Origin of the sequence: Bacillus cereus ATCC 14579 (assembly GCF_000007825.1) — a bacterium.
Classification (GTDB): Bacteria; Bacillota; Bacilli; order Bacillales; family Bacillaceae_G; genus Bacillus_A; species Bacillus_A cereus.
In genome coordinates, this window is sequence record NC_004722.1 from 5000453 (window position 1) to 5015622 (window position 15170).

Here is a 15170-nt window from a genome sequence, read left to right on the forward strand (position 1 = left end):
AATAAGGAGACGATAAAACATGAACAAAAAAGCAAAAGCACTATCATCCGTACTGCTCGGATTCACATTAGCATTAACAGGGTGTGCTGGTACTAAAGCTGAAGAAAATCATGGGAAACAAAAACAAGAACAAGTTGCTAAAGAAACAAAAAAGGAAAATAAATTAACTAAAGGGCAAAAAATGGCTAATATTCTTAGCGAGACAAATTGGCAAGGTACACGAGTGTATGACAAAGATAAGAATGACTTAACAAAAGAGAATGCAAACTTCATTGGTCTTGCAAAATATGATGCGAAATCCGGCAGATATGAATTTTTTGATGCTAAAACAGGTGCAAGTCGTGGCGATAAAGGCACTTTCTTTGTCACAAATGATGGGAAGAAGAGAATATTGATTTCAGAATCAATGAAGTATCAAGCTGTCATTGACATGACAAAACTAAATAAAAATGTATTTACTTATAAACGAATGGGGAAAGACGCTAACGGTAAAGATGTAGAAGTTTTCGTTGAACATGTTCCATATAAAGAAAAAGAACTTTCTTTCACTGATCCGGACAAGCAGCTGAACACGACTACAGGGGATATTATTAAAAACGTTGATGGAGATAAAATTTTAGGCGGTACCCTTTGGCACGGAACAAAGGTATTAGACGAAGCTGGTAACGATGTAACACAGTTTAATTCGAATTTTATAAGTTTAGCAAAATTTGATGACAAGTCTAATAAATATGAGTTTTTCAATAGCGAAACAGGTCAAAGCCGCGGTGATTATGGCTACTTCGATGTTGTACACGAAAATAAAATAAGAGCCCATGTTTCAATTGGAAATAACAAATACGGTGCTGCTCTTGAACTTACTGAACTAAATAAGAATAAATTTACGTATAAAAGAACTGGTAAAGACCAAGCTGGTAAGGATATAACTATATTCGTTGAACATGAACCTTATAAAGGTGATATGAAACCACAATTTAGTTTTTAAATACGTTTGATTAAAGATCCTGTACTGAGTTGCAGGATCTTTCTTATTAAGCAAGAGAACGAAAAGACGAAAAACATGTAGCTTTTCGTCTTCACAATATTCCCACCTTATAGTCGATGATTTACAAAACCTAAAAACATACCGATACAAAATAAAATAAATCCAATTAGAATTAAGGGAAGAGTGAAGCCACCCCAAGCTGGTTTATTAGCAAACGCCCTTATTTTAAAATTAATCCTCGCTAAAGACATGATAACGATACCCGCTATTGATAAAATTGTAGTTACATAAGTCATCTAGAATAATACTCCTCTTCTATATTGATTTTATATCTCTGCAAACCATCTACATAAGTGTTACAGTCCACTATTCATACATGTCATCCCAATTGTAGCAATCCAGCTTTGTGCCACATCATTTGTAAAATTCATTCTTCATTCCTAAAAAAAGACAGAACCAGACGGTTCGGTCTTTTTTGTTTTATAATAATCTCTTTTATTTTTGCTATAATACCTTTTTCTTATAAATCTTACGCTAACACAGCTTTTGATTAACTTATCCTGAAATATTATGAATTTGCGTTCAACTTATCTAAAATACCTTTATCTATTTTTGCTTGATTCACTTTAGCTATTTTAGAAACAATCCCACGGCGATCTTCCCAATCAATCAAATAATATTGATTTTTTTCCAATTCATTTTGCAAGGAAATTTTCAGTTCTCTTTCTTCCCCTTTTTTATCGTACACCTTCTCATCGTAAACATGATACGTAAGAACTTCTCCATTACTCAATTTTTCGTTTTCTACTTTAGAATCAGTCGTTACTTTTACATAATATTGTTTAGTCAAATAGTATCCATTCCCTGACTTCATATAGTAGAAAGCACCTCCTACTATAGCTAATAACACAAAAATTCTCATGATCCATTTCATATGATAATACCTAACCTTTCTATTCTACTTGTAAGATTTATACCCGTTAAAATATAAATCTTCCTTACCTTAAGTATGCTTTAACCATAAAGATGGTACAATCCAGTTTCCTTACACCCACATTACATTTTTGTAATCCTATCATTTTACAAAAGTTTCTTAAGTTGGCCCAAAACAAAGGAACATAAAGTTTTATTCCTCCAATTGCCACACTTTTAGCAACACTTGTCCAAGTAATAGGAATTTCATTTCAATCCATTTTACGTGAAGAAGTAAATCAACGCCGATTAACTATATTAGGAATTACATTATTAATCAGCCCTCATCAATCGGGCTGCCCGGCAAATAGAGGAATAAAATTTGTGACTAAGTAAAAAAGCGCCCTACTTATAGGGCGCTTTTTTTATACTTAATGACTAATACTAGCTGTTGGATATAATGTTGTTCCTCCAATTGAAACTTTTATTTCATTTGTTAATGGAACGTTTTGTTCATTAATAATTGTTCTCCACCATTCCCATGCAAGACCTGTACATTCTCTTGCTACAATTTTTATATTTTTTGAGTTCGGTGGAAGAGGGATAACTGTAGAGTAATGAGCCGTTTTGTCTTTTCCGCTACCATCCCATGTTTTATGTGTTAGTACTTCGTTACCCTTTTGGTCAAATGTGAATTCATCCCAAGATACATCAAATTGAGCAACGTAAGCACCATAATGATCAAGTGTCATTTTAGCACTTGAATATTCTGTAGTTGTCGTCTCAATATAATCTGTATTGTTATGAACAGCAGCAGTTGCATTATCTTTTAAGAAAGTACTTGTATATGAAATTGGGTATGCTGGATTTTTAAGACTTAATTCAGCATTATCTTTAATAATATTTCGGATTTCATTGAAATCTTTAGTAACAACCTTGTTATGCTCTTTCGCATCTCCGCCTAATACTACAGCAGTAAAGGTACTTTCTTCAAAAATATCTTTATACTGTCCACTTGTTTCAACGCTGTTATCCTTAAGTAAGGCTTTAAAAGCAGCTTGTACATCTTTGCTCTTAGATGTTGTTTCTAATTTTACATAAATCGTTCTACCATAAGCTACATTTGAAACCATAACAGGTGGAGCCGAATTACTTACGCCTTTTCGAGTTAACTCATCAAAAGTAACGCTATTATCAAAAAGGTCGGATGGATTGTTAGGTAGTTCAGCACTTACCGTATAAAATATTTGCTTATACGCCGCTACCATCACTTTTTTCTCTCCATTTGCAACCGCATTAAAATCAATGTTTAGACTGTTATCAAGATATTTAGCGTTAACATTAAGAGCGCTTGCGATTTGCGATTTACTATAAACCATGGATTCCGTATACTGCATTCTTGCAGGCAACGTATGTGTTGTAGAATACTTTTCATTCCAAGTAGATACTAAATCGTCTACTGCTCCAGCTACATTACCATATGTCGGATTTTGGACAGTAATTGTATTTTCTTTTCTCATGCCCGGTAAGTCTATACTAATATTCAAAGGCTTTCTCTTAGCCACTAATAAACTCGGTTGATTGTCTGCAAAAGCTTTATTTGCAAGTTGTACAGCTCCTGGATACGTGCGATTCACTACAGAATCAATAATTGAAATATCGACTGGTGACGTTGTAAGTGATTTTTTCTCGCGTTCCACTACTACAAATTTACCATTTGAATTGATACTTTCTTTCGGAACAAAACTCTCTATCTTATCACCATTTACAGCTAAAACCTCTTGATTATTATATTTAAGATTTGCTATACCAGTATCAATGCCACTAGCATTTTTGGTTACATCAGTTGCATTACTTGCTTGTGTTTCTGCGAAGGAAATAGATGAATAATTAATAGTGCATAGACTAACTAATAAACATGCAAGGAACTTTCTTCTTTTAGTGTTTTTCTTAATATTCAGAAAAATCACCCCGTTCTTTTTTTAGTAAAATATGATAATGATTGATAAATGATTGCTAACTAATAAATTTACATAAATGCTTTTAAAAGTTCTTGAATTAACGGGATTACGCCACCTACAAATTTTAAAACTGCCATTGCGATTTCCATATTATTTCCTCCTTTTTATTGCTACGAAAATATGATTTATCTTTATGCCCTCATTATAGTGACCCCTTACACTTTTATCAATACACTCTGATATGCAATATTACATATAAAAAAACAAGCTGAATTCTTTTGAAAAATTATACAGAGATATTTTTTCCACTTGGTACATACTTGAAAAGGTGAAGCATTCTTTTGCATTTTATGAGTAATCACATAAAAAAAGCTGCTGCCTATAAAACACAGACAGCAACTTCAACTAGAGTGTCTTGCATAATCTACGCAAGACATTTTATAACTAATAAACTGCTATTGGCCCATAAGGACCATTAATAATTTCTATTTTTGTTTCAAAAATATCTGTCAAAAGTGTTGAGTCCATAACCTCTTCTACTGTTCCAAAAGCAGCAATTTGTCCATCTTTCATAGCACAAATTTTATCCGAGTATTTAGCTGCAAAATTTATGTCATGCATAACCGTCAAAATTGTTCTTCCAAATTCATTAGCTGCACGTCTTAAATGCTCCATCATTTGAACAGAACGAGCAACATCAAGGTTGTTCAAAGGTTCGTCCAAAAGTACATATTCCGTCTCTTGGCACAGTACCATCGCTACATATGCCCTTTGTCTTTGACCACCAGAAAGCTCATCTAAATATCTATTCTCTAAACTAGTTAAATCTAAGAAATCGATATATTTAGAAATGATAACCTCATCTTCTTTAGTCAACCTTCCCTTTGAATAAGGAAAGCGCCCAAATCCAACTAATTGTCTAACTGTAAGCCTAGTTACAAAATGATTTTCTTGTCGCAATATAGTCAAAACTTTTGCTAAGTCTTTTGATTTGGATTCAGAAACATCCATATTTGCTACCTGAATTTGGCCTTCATCCATATCTAAAAGTCTGCCAATCATCAAAAGTGTCGTTGACTTTCCAGCACCATTTGGTCCAATTAAAGAAGTAAAGCCTGCTTTTGGTATTTCAATATCCAAAGGTCCTATTTTTACCTTATCAGTATAGAACTTTTTAACATTATCAATTTTTATCATAAAGCCCTCTTCCTTAAAACTATAGTTAAGAATATGATTCCACCAAATAATTCAATAATAACTGAAACTACACCTTGAGCATGGAATACATGATACATTAAAAAGTATGCGCTCGTCATTATTAAAAATCCTATAGCAAAAGCCATCGGAAAAATATATCTATGATCATAAGTTGACGCTGCCTGATAACTCAAAGTTGCCACTAAAAAGCCGTAGAAAGTAAGTGGCCCAATTAGAGCTGTTGAAATGGACATTAAAATAGCTACTAATACAAGCGTATAAATTACACTAGGTTGGTATTTAACTCCAAAAGAAGTAGCAACATCCTTTCCTAGTGACAAAACATTCAAATTCTTAGAATGAGCAAAAATTAATACTGCTACAATTATGATCATAGGAATTACAATAGGAAAATATGCAGGATCTGCATGATTAACAGAACCAAATAATCTTGCTTGTAAAATATCAAATTCTGAAGGCGCAAGTAGTTTTCTCATGAAAGTTGACACTGAATTTAGCCCGGTACCAATAATAATTCCAACTAAAAGCATAAGTTGTAAATTCCCGTATTTACCGGAAAGTAACCATCCATAAAGTATCAAACTCATGAAGACCATAACAACAACTTGGAATAAAAATGATCCAATTCCATTAAAATTTATTAACGCACTAGCACCAAAGAAGAATACTGTACTCGTTTGAATTGCTGAATAAAGTGATTCGAAACCTAAAAGCGATGGAGTAATAATTTTATTATTCGTAATAGATTGGAAAGCAACTGTCGACAAGCTATGGCAAACCGCAGCAATAATCATTGCAACAATAGCTACTATCCTTCTCTTAACGACTGGGATAAAAGAAGGTGAATCTATCGGAACTGGATTGTTATAAACTAAAAGTCCATATGAAGAAAGAAGACCTAAAGCAATCAATGTTATCAGTAAAATCCAATAACGTCTTGCTTCCTTCTTAGACCGAAAAGCGCTAGCTGATCTACTTTCATTATGAAGGCTAGAATCGATTTCGACATTTTCTTTTTTTCTATATTCTAATGTGATCATCGTAGCCTCCTTGGTTTTCTTTGGCTCAATAAAATAGTAATAAACACGACTGCTCCCACTGTTGCAAGTATTAAAGAAACAGGTAATTCAAAAGGCTGTATAATTGTTCGAGAAATGATGTCACAGGCAGTTATTGATCCCATTCCGATCACACAAACCCAAGGTAAATTACTCCTAAGATCATCACCTCTAAACATTGAAACGATATTTGGCACAATTAATCCTAAGAAAGGTAAGTGTCCAATAACAGCTGCAACAATTCCAACTGCAACAGAGATAAGAGCAGTCCCAAAAAGAACAATTCTATTGTAATTAACTCCAAGACTTGTTGCGACATCTTCTCCTAGTCCAGCTAAAGTCAATCTATTAGCATACATAAAAATAAGAAAAGTAATGATAACAATCAGCCATAAATATTCATATCTTCCCACCTGAATGTTAGCAAATGAACCTACAAACCAAGTTTCAATACTTTGCGTCTTTTGAAAAAGGAGTCCTAAAAAAGTAGACACTGCAGAAATTACTGCTCCAAGCATCAATCCAATAATCGGAACAATTAAAGACGAACGAAGCTTAACTCTTCTTAAAAATAGAAAGAAAATCATAGTTCCTATAAAAGAAAAAATGATTGCACCAGTCATTCTTTGAACTAAAGTCGGGGCAGGAAATAATAAATACACAAAAAGCAGGCCTAAGCCTGACCATTCAATAGTCCCCGTTGTAGTAGGTTCAACAAAGCGATTCTGTGTAATGAGTTGCATGACGAGCCCTGCCATCGCCATCGCAGCTCCAGTAAGCATTAATGCAGCTGTTCTCGGAACACGAGTTATGAAAAACATCTCTGTCCCGTCCTCTTGTCCACGTATATCATAAACTCCAGTAAACAGTGATATAATCCCTAAAATTATAACAACTATAACTGCTATTATAAAAGGTTTTGTCCATATTTTATTTTGATTATAAAACTGGGGTTGAGAAATATTCTCAACCCTAGAAATCATATTTTTTGACACTGTTTCGTACCCCTTTACACTACTTAGCTAAAGTTTTTGCCATATTTCCAAATAACTCTATATAAGTTTGAATTGATTCATTCGTGTAAGTATCTTCTGGTGCATAAATAACTTGTTTTTTAGAAACAGCAGTTGTGTTTTGAAGAGCAGGTGATTTAGAAATAACATCCTTAGCAGGTGTTGACTTAGCTGCATCAGATGTTGCAGCATCACGATCTAATACGAAAATCCAATCAGGATTTGTTTGTGCAATAGCTTCAACAGAAACGTCATCACCTTTATGACCTGCAGTAGAATTTGAAACTTCTAACGCTGGAGTCCAACCGAAAATTTCATACATTGGTCCCCAAACACGACCAGAATGTGGCGCAGCAAAACCAATATTACCACCAGTAACGATAACACTCATAACTTTATCTTTTCCGTTATAAGCAGATTTTGCTTTTTCAATAGATTTATCAAAATCAGCTACTAATTGTTTAGCTTCTTTATCTTTATTAAAGATTTTTCCTAAAGTAACTGTAGAATCTTTAAGTCCTTTTACTAAGTTTTCGCCAGGCTTAGTAGCTTTCTCAGAAACATCAAAATTAAGATCAATAACTGCTGCATTTGGTACTAATTTTTTGATTTCTTCGTAATGGTCAGCAAATCTTTGACCAACAATTACAAGTTCAGGATTTGCCGCTGCAATAATTTCTAGATTTGGTTCACGGTGATTCCCAATATTTTGAACTTTTTCATCCTTTTTATATGCTGAATCAGCAGGCATGATATCCTTTGGAGCAGCCGCTAATTTAATTCCCCAATCAGATAAAGTTTCAAACGTTCTGTTATCCAAAGCAACTACATTCTTTGGGTTTACAGGGACTTTAACAGTTCCATGAGCATCAGTGATTTCAACCGTTTTTGGCTTATCACTACCATTATCTTTATTATTAGCCTTCGAAGTTTCTTTACTTGAATCTGAGCAAGCTACTAACATTAAAGTGAAAACTGCTAGAATACTCACTAATTTTAAAAGCATAGATTTTTTCATATGTATACTCCTTATAGTTTGATTTATTTCGAAAATGATGACATCCATAGATTGAATTAGAAGGTAACTTTTATTCAATTGAATCGCTATTGATAATCATTTTCATTTGAACATCCTGTTAATTAGTATAGTCATTAATTCTGTGAAAATCTTGTGAATGGTGTGAATTCATAAAATCAGGCATAGAAAGTAATATGTGAAGTCGGGTGTATTGATTAACCTTTATTCTTCAGAGCGTGTCGATTTTTTTCGAGTAGAAACTTTCAGTAGATCTGGTCTCAACTCGTCCCCTCCACACTACCCAAAAGATGCTCATTAATAGCTAATGTTTTCATAATCCATTGCCTGATAGAAATATTCTTTTTACAGTTTTCATCTATTAATATTTCTCAGAAACTATTTGATTATCACATTTAACAAAAAAACGAGTAAAACTGAATGAAATAGTTTTACTCTTTTTCTATTACCTTATTTTATCATTCAATCATTGAATAGCCTCTGCCGTGTATCGTTTGAATATATCTCTCTTTCTTCTCGCACTTTAACTTTTTTCTTACATACCCAATATATAAGTCTACTACATTTGGATTTACTACTATATTATATCCCCATACTTGATTCAAAAGCATTTCACGGCTCAATATTGTGTTTTTATTCTTGATTAAAAATACAAGTAAATCGTACTCCCGCTTAGTAAGCGAGAGGTTTTTGCCACCTTTTTTCACAATATTGCTAGATGCATCAACAAAGAGATCTTTAAACTGAAAAAAGTTTATCTCCTTTTGCTGGTTACAATCACTTCTCCTTAAAATTGCTTGAACTCTTGCTACTAATTCTTCTTTCGCAAATGGTTTTCTTATATAATCATCTGCTCCTGCTTGTAACCCTGCTACGCAATCCTTACTAGAAATATTGTCAGTCACAATAATGATCGGTGTCGTTTTAACAAGTCGTATTTGTCTGCAAATTTCTGGTCCAGATATACTTAATGAATCCCAATCCAATATGATAATATCCCAATCTTGTTCATATATTATATTTAAACCTTCGTTTTCATTGTGAAGTTTTAAAATGAAGTAACCTTCTTGCGTTAAACCGCTTACGATTTTCTTTGCTGAAGACCGTTCATTTTTAATCACCAACACCTGCTTCACCGATGGTTCACCTCTACTTCAATATAAATTATTTAGATAAAAAAATTATCCCGAAAAAATAATTTAAGATTTATAAATTTAAAACCCCTAAATAATCCATTAAAACAGTTTATTAGGAGAACTCTATATAATCTTACAATAGGTATGGATAAAAACACAAAACATATGAAGATTCGAATAAAGTGAAAAAATAATAAGAACTCAACAATTGGGCGTTTACTAGCAGCTATATTATCTACCTGCTTATCGTCAATAACCATTTCTTCATTTTCTATTTCAGGGATATCGTCCCATCAACTTCAGCATTCTATAAAACCACAAACAAAAAGAACCATAACCTTGCCAACCTGGCAAAGTTATGGTTCATATCATACATGTGACTTCAACTATAACTATAATAATAATCAATCATATGCTTTCCAGCCCTCATAGATTAAGGTTTTCAACTTAATTCAACCTTTAAACACTTCAATACAAGTCTCTACATTTCAATATTTTCAAGAGCATGTTTTAGAAATTAATACTTTATGAACGTTTATGGATGATTTATATTCTTGATGAAACTATATGATTTATTAAAAATAGACAATATTCCCTTATTGATTCAACATACCTAGATACTAATACATGTTTATCTTCCCTGAGTCTTCTCAGTATATATGATACATCCGCTTGTTAAACAATTTTTCATATAGTAGTCTATTACTTCGTCGAAATTGGTATAATTCCCTAGAAAAAAACCACATATCTTTTAGACCAGGATCCTCTCCTGTATCCTTAAAAAAACGATAAATCCCCCTCTCTTCAAGACATTTTTTCATAATTCTCCTTCGTTCAATCCCAAAGATTTCTTTAATAACTTCGACATTCTTTTCACTTAATTCATTAATCTTTAAATGACCTTTATGAAAGCAATCAATAAAATTCCTTTCTATTTTATTTAGGGATAATAATAACAACATTTGTTCAACTATACTTTCTTGAGCATATATTTCATCTCCCAAAAGAGTTTCAACACTGATTGGCATCATATCACTTAGTTTAAAGTTACAATGATGACAGTAATCTATCCTAAGTTTCGGCGATAATACGGGATTTTCCCTATGACATTCTGGGCATCTAGTTTCTAAAATACATTTATGTATATGACAAACTCTCACAAAACTTAAATTCCATAATAATCTATCATATGCTCCTGTTAAACTAACTTGATCATCCCGAAAACACATAGGACATCAAGCCTTATGTGTTTTTACATTTTTACCATATATATCTCTAGAAGCAAGGAATAGTGAAAGGGAATCAACATTTTGTTTGGTTAATTGATTTAATGCATATGTTATTTTTGAATTAAATGAGCCATGCACCCTATTAATACGATGTGAAGTATTTCCAGAGAAAGGGATTAACTTACTTACTAAACCTTGTTTATAAAAATACAAAAAAAGAGAATTTACACTAATTCTATGCACCTTACATAAACGTGTAATAAAACTAGTTAAACTCTCAACTTCACCTGCCCCTACACCTATGGGATTAAGGTTATAGAAGGCGCTTCTATTTTTAAAATATTCATGTTTTATTAATATGTCCTCCATAACTTAATTTATCTTCCAACAATATCCCTTTTCGGTTTTCGCTCTCCCACTTTTTCTTTTCCCCTTCGCCTTTCTTTCCTCTCAATCTCTGGATTATTATTAATCACTTCTTCTTTTTCCCCAAGTAATAACCTCATCACATCGTCCCCACTCCTATTTGTAAATTTCACACTCGCCTCTCCATTAATTGCCTCATCAGCTAACTTATAAGCTTGATTCGGAGACAATGCAAACTCTTTAAAATCATCAATTTTTAATTCCTCCATATGAGGATTCTCAAGTAATTTATACTCTAGCGTTGTTGAAATTAGATCTTTTAAGATACCTATACACCCTACACTAACTTGATAAAAGTACTCCCAATGCTCCTTTAAGTTAGGTTCTATTGATATTGGAATATGTTTTTGCAAATTCCAAAGGGTTTTAATAAACATCTCTTTTTCTTCTCGTTTCCTAATATCATATCTTCTAAAATGTATATCTAATCCACGTCTTGATAATTGTCCCTGTGAATCCCGGAAATCTAAAATCTCATATGTTCCAAATAAAACATGTGGAGTACTCGTTGTAGAAGCCAAAGATTTTATCATATTCATTTGATTATTTGAGGATTTTGCTGATGAATTAAATGTAATATGTTGAGCTTCATCTATAAAGAAAGCAAGAGTTTTTCTATACTTAAGTGCATTTTCTAGTGAACTCCTTAAATTACGGTTTACATCCTTTTTATTAACTTCCATAGAGAAGTCTACATCTTTTTTATGATTAACCAAAGGCTCTTTCAAAGCCAGTAAACATCTAATATAATGATCTCTCCAATCATAATAACCCTTATCCGGTGCTCTTGCTTCTATTCCTGTTATTGGAATAAATCCTGGGTTATTTTTTATCTTCTCCATTAAATCATTAATAATTTTCTCGGCTACTTTTCTAATCAAAGTAGACTTTCCTACACCACTTGGACCATAAACCAAAAAAATACTTTTAGTTGAAGGGTTTATTATTCTTTTGAGTAAAGTTTTATACGCTACCATAAAGAATGGATGTGCAACTGTAAAATCGTTAAAATAATTAATACGCTCAATTGATGATTTTCCAAGTAAATCCGATGAAAATTCTCTACTCATTAAGTCACAACCCTTCATACGATTCGAATTCAATTTTTAAAGTATCAATGTCATTCTTATATCTCTGACAAGACTCTTCCCCTTGATTATTTACAATTAGCCTAATATTCTCCTTTTCAGTCATCTCTCCTATTTTTGGTTTGTGTTCAAATTCCTCTAAATTAACTTTTCCACCTTCTACAACGTAAAGGTTTCTCATTGCTCTATCTTTAAGCCGTTGTGCTAACAGTAATTCTTCGCTCTCAATTGAATTTAAAAAATCTGATAACATCTTAATAGTCACGCTTTGTTTCTTTTCACTTAACATTGCTCTTCTTTTTAATTCTTCAAAAGCAATATTAACTTCTTTTTCCGAACGATTTTTGAAAAGATTAAATTTTTCTGACTGCAACTCGACCCACTTATTATTAATAAATGCATAAGCAATACCCATGTTAAATGGGTCGTATCTAACAAAAACTTGCCTATTCTCGATTAATCCATTTCTAAAAACAGAAGCCCAATAATAAATTCTATTTATCTTTACACCGTAACCTGGCATTACCTTAGCCTCACCTTTTTTTGTTGTCGGTAAAGTTAAGATTTTAAAAGTTTCATCATATATTACTCTTGTCACTTCTCTTGCACCACTAGTTTTAATACTGTGCTCATACATATCATGTGGAGATATACCTAATCCTGTATGCTCGGTCTGATCATAAATCTCATATGCCCACTTATTCAATAGCCTCACAAAATCTTCTAGAATCCAAATTGAATTGTTTTTAGGATTTATTTCTTTAACAACTTGTCTCACATTTTTCATAATTTGTGTATTTCCTGTCAAATTGTTAATAAACATTTCATTCGTTGTTCCAAATAACCTTTCGACAACATTTCCAAATCTCGCTTTTGCCCCGGGTCTTCTAAATTTCACACAACGATTTCTAGTAAGAAGCGTTTCAAAATATACACTTTCAAATTCTTTACCACCATCCACAACGATAGCACTTGGAAACCTAGAATATCTCTTAACACACTCTCTTAAAACCATCATACAACTACGGTAGCTAGGCGGATCATATGAAATATATATTGCTAATAATCGTCTAGAAAATGCATCTACTAAAAATGTTGCCCAAGGTCGTCCAAGGTTTTTACCTGTTACTGAGCATCTTAATTCTATATCTAGTTCAGTATGATCTAAATGACAGATTTCAAAGATTCTATCTCCATGTCTTGGAGTCTCTGATCTTAATTCATAAATAAACTCACCAATGGCATAAGCTGCTTTAGGACCTTTTCTCTTCTTAACTCGATCATAACACGGCGTTTTTTTCACATTCTTTGTAAAAGTATAATAACTTGGCGGATCATAACCATCATCTATACATGCTTGACAAAACTGCAAGTAAACCTTTTTCATATTAGCTTGCTTTATATTTTCATACTTCTCCCTGATATGGGTTTCCATTAATAATTGTACACCATCGCTAATTCTTTTATTTCTATTACCCTTTTTATACTCTTGAGATAATAAGCCAACGTAACCGTATCCATATTTTTTCTCTGCTTCTCTGTATTTCCTCATCCAATTCTGTATAGTTCTTTCTGTTACAGGTTCATTTCCTTTATACCCCTCACCATTAAGATACGGCTGAAGAAGAACAAATTTTTCATTAGCTTTTACAAGTTCTAATGGACTCGCTTTTTTAATAATTTCTAATTCTTCATCATTGCAATCCTTCTTTGATATCCCCTTAATTTTCCCCTCTTTTAATAAATATTCAAATGTAGCTACTGGTACATCTATCGTTTCCTTCTCATCATTTATTAAAATTATTGAGGTATTACCCACATTTAAAATAATCCAAGTGACACCATCCCAGATAACTTTTTCACCCGAATTAATCTTGAAAAATACATTTATTTTAGAACTAGGTGTCGATGTGGATAAAATAATATTGCTTAAAGCTTTTTTATACTCTTGGCTTATATATAATCTTGCAGAAAATTCCGGTATAGATTCATTTTCTATATCCATATAAAAATTACCTAATATAAATGAAATATATAAATTATCCACCTGCAAATTAACACTTTTCTCTAGTAATTCTCTAATCGTAATCCCAGGATTCTCACTAATCAAATTACATATATGCTCCTTATCTTCTTTATCAACGCTTAAATTTCCCTTCAATAAATAATCCTCTAGAAACTTAATATTTCGAACGTAATTCATATTTAAGTCCTTTGAAATTTTCACTCTAAAAGAAAGTCCATAATTCTCAGCATGTTTTTCAGCAGGAGGACATCTCCATATTCCATTTTCATCTAATTGATATCTTTCAGGATACTCAATAGACAACTTGATTATGTCATCTTCTGTTTTCCATTCTTCCCATCCTATCCAATCATCACTAATTACAAAGAAATCAGCAGTATAAAAGTGTGCTCTATTTTTCTCTTTAATTCTATAAGATATCTTAAAAGAAGGAGGCTGATCATAATACTCAAGAACACTTCTACTATGCTCTTTTTCAAAAATTGCTGGTAGCTCTAGGGTTTTACTTTCAAACTGAATAGATAAACCCATTTTTTTTACTAGGGTATGTACCTATAACATTTTTTCCGTTACTTCTTACACGCCGGGCTGGTTCTGAACTGCGAATTCTTTTTATATAGGTTATTGCTTTATCTTCCAATCCTCTTAATTTTAAAAAAGCCTCAATATCCTTAATCAATTCATTCGTCACCGCCTTGAAATATATATCCATGTATCCCCTATAGGCATTTCATCAAATAACTTCCCGCCCATTTCAGCCCTTATCTATCAGACGTGTTATTAAATCTTTATATTTCAAACATCAGCTCTTCTAACAAATTAATAATTAAGTTTAATATCTAACACAATTCAATGCGTTCCTTTTCTTTTAATGACTTCCATTTCTGTTGTAATATTTTCTCTCGAAGTACCCCTTCACCAAGAATTTTTTCCATTTCCCTCCTACTTGGATACTCACCTTTTCTAGTTATTAGGTAGAAAGCTTCTTCAACCTTTTTAAATTTTTCTATATCTCGTTTCTTTTTCATATCCTCTAAATGCTTATTGTAATTATCCTTAATTTTATTACATTCTTTTGGATA

General features: G+C 32.5%; 14 protein-coding genes. 1 reads left to right on the forward strand and 13 read right to left on the reverse strand.

Annotated features, from left to right (window positions below):
• Positions 1-19: 19 nt before the first annotated feature.
• Positions 20-985, forward strand: coding sequence for a DUF4822 domain-containing protein (locus BC_RS25420; RefSeq protein WP_001034139.1), 966 nt, complete (start codon positions 20-22; stop codon positions 983-985).
• Positions 986-1092: 107 nt separating this feature from the next.
• Here BC_RS25420 and BC_RS25425 read toward each other — a convergent pair whose 3' ends face one another.
• From BC_RS25425 to BC_RS25485, 13 genes are all read right to left on the reverse strand, one after another.
• A complete protein-coding gene (locus BC_RS25425) occupies positions 1093-1281 on the reverse strand; it encodes a hypothetical protein (RefSeq protein WP_000222859.1) in 189 nt (62 codons plus the stop codon).
• Positions 1282-1553: 272 nt separating this feature from the next.
• On the reverse strand, positions 1554-1919 hold the full coding sequence (locus tag BC_RS25430) for a YxeA family protein (RefSeq protein WP_002164645.1): 366 nt from the start codon (positions 1917-1919) through the stop codon (positions 1554-1556).
• Positions 1920-2328: 409 nt separating this feature from the next.
• A complete protein-coding gene (alo, locus tag BC_RS25435) occupies positions 2329-3867 on the reverse strand; it encodes an anthrolysin O/cereolysin O family cholesterol-dependent cytolysin Alo (protein WP_000576723.1) in 1539 nt (512 codons plus the stop codon).
• A gap of 435 nt (positions 3868-4302) precedes the next feature.
• Positions 4303-5055, reverse strand: a complete 753-nt coding sequence (locus BC_RS25440; protein ID WP_000590071.1) for an iron ABC transporter ATP-binding protein — start codon at positions 5053-5055, stop codon at positions 4303-4305.
• Positions 5052-6116, reverse strand: coding sequence for an iron chelate uptake ABC transporter family permease subunit (locus BC_RS25445; protein ID WP_000631245.1), 1065 nt, complete (start codon positions 6114-6116; stop codon positions 5052-5054). The genes BC_RS25440 and BC_RS25445 overlap by 4 nt, the downstream gene beginning before the upstream one ends.
• On the reverse strand, positions 6113-7129 hold the full coding sequence (locus BC_RS25450) for an ABC transporter permease (RefSeq protein ID WP_000042078.1): 1017 nt from the start codon (positions 7127-7129) through the stop codon (positions 6113-6115). The genes BC_RS25445 and BC_RS25450 overlap by 4 nt, the downstream gene beginning before the upstream one ends.
• 19 nt (positions 7130-7148) lie before the next feature.
• The gene (locus BC_RS25455; RefSeq protein ID WP_000749449.1) at positions 7149-8165 is read right to left on the reverse strand and encodes a siderophore ABC transporter substrate-binding protein; all 1017 of its coding nucleotides are present in this window, start codon (positions 8163-8165) and stop codon (positions 7149-7151) included.
• Positions 8166-8641: 476 nt separating this feature from the next.
• On the reverse strand, positions 8642-9319 hold the full coding sequence (locus tag BC_RS25460; RefSeq protein WP_000815816.1) for a response regulator transcription factor: 678 nt from the start codon (positions 9317-9319) through the stop codon (positions 8642-8644).
• A gap of 650 nt (positions 9320-9969) precedes the next feature.
• Positions 9970-10548, reverse strand: a complete 579-nt coding sequence (locus BC_RS25465; protein WP_002195920.1) for a hypothetical protein — start codon at positions 10546-10548, stop codon at positions 9970-9972.
• A gap of 6 nt (positions 10549-10554) precedes the next feature.
• Positions 10555-10917, reverse strand: coding sequence for a hypothetical protein (locus BC_RS25470; RefSeq protein WP_000389487.1), 363 nt, complete (start codon positions 10915-10917; stop codon positions 10555-10557).
• Between the two features lie 8 nt (positions 10918-10925).
• Entirely contained in the window at positions 10926-12044 is a 1119-nt protein-coding gene (locus BC_RS25475) for an ATP-binding protein (protein ID WP_000085739.1), read from the reverse strand.
• A gap of 4 nt (positions 12045-12048) precedes the next feature.
• A complete protein-coding gene (locus BC_RS25480) occupies positions 12049-14619 on the reverse strand; it encodes a TnsA endonuclease N-terminal domain-containing protein (RefSeq protein ID WP_002195918.1) in 2571 nt (856 codons plus the stop codon).
• Positions 14620-14927: 308 nt separating this feature from the next.
• Positions 14928-15116 (reverse strand): hypothetical protein, encoded by a 189-nt coding sequence (locus BC_RS25485; protein ID WP_000730191.1) that lies wholly within the window; start codon positions 15114-15116, stop codon positions 14928-14930.
• Between the last annotated feature and the right edge of the window lie 54 nt (positions 15117-15170).

What these genes read in the sequence shown, in the direction of transcription:
- BC_RS25420 (WP_001034139.1), top strand. Translation starts at nt 20, where the DNA reads ATGAACAAAAAAGCAAAAGCACTATCATCCGTACTGCTCGGATTCACA.
- BC_RS25425 (WP_000222859.1), bottom strand. Translation starts at nt 1,281, where the DNA reads ATGACTTATGTAACTACAATTTTATCAATAGCGGGTATCGTTATCATG.
- BC_RS25430 (WP_002164645.1), bottom strand. Translation starts at nt 1,919, where the DNA reads ATGAAATGGATCATGAGAATTTTTGTGTTATTAGCTATAGTAGGAGGT.
- BC_RS25440 (WP_000590071.1), bottom strand. Translation starts at nt 5,055, where the DNA reads ATGATAAAAATTGATAATGTTAAAAAGTTCTATACTGATAAGGTAAAA.
- BC_RS25445 (WP_000631245.1), bottom strand. Translation starts at nt 6,116, where the DNA reads ATGATCACATTAGAATATAGAAAAAAAGAAAATGTCGAAATCGATTCT.
- BC_RS25455 (WP_000749449.1), bottom strand. Translation starts at nt 8,165, where the DNA reads ATGAAAAAATCTATGCTTTTAAAATTAGTGAGTATTCTAGCAGTTTTC.
- BC_RS25465 (WP_002195920.1), bottom strand. Translation starts at nt 10,548, where the DNA reads ATGTGTTTTCGGGATGATCAAGTTAGTTTAACAGGAGCATATGATAGA.
- BC_RS25470 (WP_000389487.1), bottom strand. Translation starts at nt 10,917, where the DNA reads ATGGAGGACATATTAATAAAACATGAATATTTTAAAAATAGAAGCGCC.
- BC_RS25475 (WP_000085739.1), bottom strand. Translation starts at nt 12,044, where the DNA reads ATGAGTAGAGAATTTTCATCGGATTTACTTGGAAAATCATCAATTGAG.
- BC_RS25480 (WP_002195918.1), bottom strand. Translation starts at nt 14,619, where the DNA reads ATGGGTTTATCTATTCAGTTTGAAAGTAAAACCCTAGAGCTACCAGCA.
- BC_RS25485 (WP_000730191.1), bottom strand. Translation starts at nt 15,116, where the DNA reads ATGAAAAAGAAACGAGATATAGAAAAATTTAAAAAGGTTGAAGAAGCT.